Genomic DNA, 3,531 nt, shown 5'->3' on the forward strand with positions numbered 1-3,531 from the left:
GTCAGTTCGTTCAATGGGGTCGGCTCAGTCATGGGGGACGACGGCGACAGGGCAGCGGGCGTGGTGCAGGGCGGCGTGGGCTACGGGGCGTTCGCGCTCGTCACCGCCGGCGGCGGCACGGCCTGGGCGTCCACCCCGCTCACCCGCTTCGAGGCGGAGACCCGCACCGGCCGGCGCGCCCCGGGCATCGTCGCCGAGCCGAGCGTCGTGGTCCGCTGGAACCAGGCCACCATGGACGCCATACTCGGCCGCTACCACACCGCCGGAAACCGCTTCGGCCCCGCGACCGTCAACGCCCGCGCCCTCGCCGTAGTCCACAACTGCATCTACGACGCCTGGGCCTGTTACGACCGCGTCGCCGCCGGCACCCGCTTCGGCGGCGCCCTGCGCCGGCCCCGCGGCGAGCGCACCCTCGACAACAAGAACGAGGCCGTCAGCTACGCCGCCCACCTCGCCCTGCTCGACCTCTACCCCGAGTACAAGGTCGCCATCGACTCGATGCTGAGCAGCCTCGGCTACGACCCCGAGCTCACCAGCCCGCGCCGCTACAGCCCCGCCTGGATCGGCCGGCGCACCGCGCAGGCCGTCCTCGACCACCGGCACGCCGACGGCGCCAACCAGCTCGGCACCCCCGCGTACTCCGACACCACGGGCTACCAGCCGAAGAACCCGCCGCAGACCGCCGGCGCCTTCGACCCGTCGATCGTGGTCGCGCCCGAGCACTGGAGCCCGCTGATCGTCGGCGGCAAGACCCAGAAGTACCTCACCCCTCAGTTCGCGGTGATGCAGCCGTTCGCGCTCAGCAGCCCCGACCAGTTCACGGTCCCGGCGCCGCCCGCGTACCCCTCCGTCCGGATGACCGCCGCCATCGAGGAAGCCCTCGACATCAGCGCCGGCCTGACGGACGAGCAGAAGTGCATCGCCGAGTTCTGGCTCAACGACGACGTCACCCCGCCCGGCGCCCAGCAGATGTGGGGCCGCTTCGTCTCGGCCCGCGACGGCTACGGCGTCGACCAGGACGCCAAGCTGTTCTTCGGCCTCAACATGGCCGAGTGCGACGCCGCCATCGGCTCCTGGGCGGTCAAGGCGCAGTACGACTTCGCGCGCCCGTCCACCCTGATCCCGTACGACCGGCGCGGCCGGCGGATCAGCGCCTGGGGCGGTCCCGGCAACGGCACCGTCACCCTCGACGGCGTCGACTGGCAGGCGTACGTCGCCGTGCCGCCGTTCCCCGCGACCGTCTCGGGTCACAGCACCTTCTCCGGCGCCGCCGCCGAGTTCCTGCGCCGCTTCACCGGCACCGACGCGTTCGGCGACTCCTTCCGCTTCCGGGCCGGCACCTCCACCGTCGAGCCCGGCCTCACCCCGCACGACGACGTCGTGCTCACCTGGCCCACCTTCACCGAGGCCGCCCACCAGGCCGGCATCTCCCGGGTGTACGGCGGCATGCACTGGAGCTTCGACAACGAGCCCGGCATCGAGATGGGCCACCAGATCGGCCAGGTCGTGTACCGCAAGGCCATGTGCTACTTCAACGGCGCGCACTGAGGAGACAAGCCGTGAGCAACCAGACCACCAAGAACCCGTCTCCGGCGCAGAACGCGCCGCAGGCCGGTTCGCCGCAGGCCGGTTCGCCCCAGAGCGCCGCGCCGAAGAACGCGCCGAAGGACGCCGCGCCCAAGGGCGGCAGCGGCGCCCCGCCCTTCCCCGGTGCCAAGCCGACGCTGCTCGGCACGCTCGCCACCATCGTGTCCCTGGTCGTCCTCGTGGCGCTCGGCCAGGCCACCGGCCAGCTGCTCTTCATCGCCCCGCTCGCCGCCACCGCGATGATCATCTGCAGCACCCCGGCGCTGCCGCCCGCCCAGCCCCGCAACGTGATCCTCGGCCAGCTCGGCTCCGCCGTCATCGGCCTCGCCGCGGCCGCGCTCGCCGGCCACAACCTGTGGGTCGCGGCCGTCGCCGCCGGGCTCTCCGTCGGGCTGATGCTGCTGCTGCGCGCGATCCACGCCCCGGCCGCCGCCACCGCCGCCGTCGTGGTGCTCCAGCACCCGGCGACCGTCCCGTTCCTCGTCCTGCTCGCGATCGGCAGCGTGCTGCTCGTCCTGGTCGGCCTGATCGCCTCCAAGGCCGGTGTGATCGCCAAATACCCGACCTACTGGTGGTGAACCCGATGAACCGCGACTCCCTGCTCGTCAGCACCGACCGGATACAGGCCCACCTCGCGCACCCCGAGGACGCCGAAGGCCGGGCCCGACTGGTCCTCGTCGAGATCACCGACGGCGGCAACGACGGCGGCGGCCGGGCCGGCCGCATCCCCGGAGCCGTACGTCTCGACTGGAGCGGCGACCTCCAGGATCCGGTACGCCGGGACCTCATCGGCCCCGAGGCCTTCGCCGCCCTCCTCGGCCGGCACGGCATCTCACCCGACGACACCGTCGTCTTCTACAGCGGCAACAACAACTGGTGGGCGGCGGCGGGCTATTGGCAGTTCCGCCTGTACGGGCACCGGGAACTGCGCCTCCTCGACGGCGGGCGCGCCCGCTGGGAGGCGATCGGCGGGGAGCTCACCACCGAGGCGCCCCGGCGGGCCGAGACCGAGTACCCCGTGCCGGCCGGCGCCGACGAGTCCGTCCGGGCCCGCCGCGACGACCTGCTCGACCACATCGGGCGGCGCACGCTGCTCGACGTACGGTCGATCGAGGAGTACCTGGGGCACACCAACACCCCGCCCGGCGTCCCCGACGACATCGGCGTCCGCTGCGGCCACGCCCTGTCCGCCGAGCACATCCCCTGGCACACCGCCGTCCACGCCGACGGCACCTTCCGCGACGACGACGAGCTCAGGGCCGCGTACGGCGCGCTGCGCGCGGATGTCGCCACCGTCGTCTACTGCCGGGTCGGCTGGCGCTCCGCGCACAGCTGGTTCGTGCTCCACGAGCTGCTCGGCATGAAGGACGTGCGCAACTACGACGGCGCGTGGCGGGAGTTCGGCTCCCTCATCGGCGCGCCCATCGTCAAGGGCCCGCTGCAGTGGGGCCCCGACCCGATCCCGTCCGTCGTCTCCCAGCGCGCCGCCGCCGCATCGGAGGTCACCGCCCGTGCCTGACGTCACCATCTACCGCGATGTCCTGCGCGACGGCTTCGCGCAGACGGAGCTGCCCTGGGTGCCGTGGACCGAACCGGGGCGCGAGGGCGTCGAGTTCGTGGTCCTGTGGGGCCCCGGCCACGCGGGCGAGGAGGACTCCGCCTCGCTCCTGCTCCGCTTCCCGCCGGGCGCGCACGGCGACTTCCACGAGCACCTGGGTCACGAGCTGATGCTCGTCCTCGACGGCACCCTCGACCACAGCGACGGGCGCCGCTTCCACCGCGGCGACCTCGTCATCGAGGAGCCCGGCACCCGCCACCAGATGTCCAGCGCCACCGGCTGCACCGTCCTGGACGACTTCCTGGGCTGATCGGTCCGCGGGTCGGTCCGCTTCCGGGCCCTCTGCCGGTACCCGGCGTACCCGACCAGTCCCAGGCCGATGGCCA

The 3,531-nt window shown here is 73.0% G+C and carries 4 protein-coding genes; all 4 read left to right on the plus strand.

Annotated elements, in window-relative coordinates; translation table 11 throughout:
* Nucleotides 1-30: 30 nt before the first annotated feature.
* The 4 genes from ACWEV0_RS35785 to ACWEV0_RS35800 are packed head-to-tail and all read left to right on the plus strand — an operon-like array spanning nt 31 to nt 3,455.
* The gene (locus ACWEV0_RS35785; RefSeq protein WP_453153983.1) at nt 31-1,548 is read left to right on the plus strand and encodes a vanadium-dependent haloperoxidase; all 1,518 of its coding nucleotides are present in this window, start codon (nt 31-33) and stop codon (nt 1,546-1,548) included.
* A gap of 11 nt (nt 1,549-1,559) precedes the next feature.
* Nucleotides 1,560-2,165, plus strand: coding sequence for an HPP family protein (locus ACWEV0_RS35790; RefSeq protein WP_453153984.1), 606 nt, complete (start codon nt 1,560-1,562; stop codon nt 2,163-2,165).
* 5 nt (nt 2,166-2,170) lie between these two features.
* The gene (locus ACWEV0_RS35795) at nt 2,171-3,106 is read left to right on the plus strand and encodes a sulfurtransferase (protein WP_453153985.1); all 936 of its coding nucleotides are present in this window, start codon (nt 2,171-2,173) and stop codon (nt 3,104-3,106) included.
* Nucleotides 3,099-3,455: a cupin domain-containing protein gene (locus tag ACWEV0_RS35800; RefSeq protein WP_453153986.1), complete on the plus strand. Its 357-nt coding sequence runs from the start codon at nt 3,099-3,101 to the stop codon at nt 3,453-3,455. The genes ACWEV0_RS35795 and ACWEV0_RS35800 overlap by 8 nt, the downstream gene beginning before the upstream one ends.
* Nucleotides 3,456-3,531: the final 76 nt, after the last annotated feature.

This window comes from Streptomyces sp. NPDC003943 (assembly GCF_053605265.1).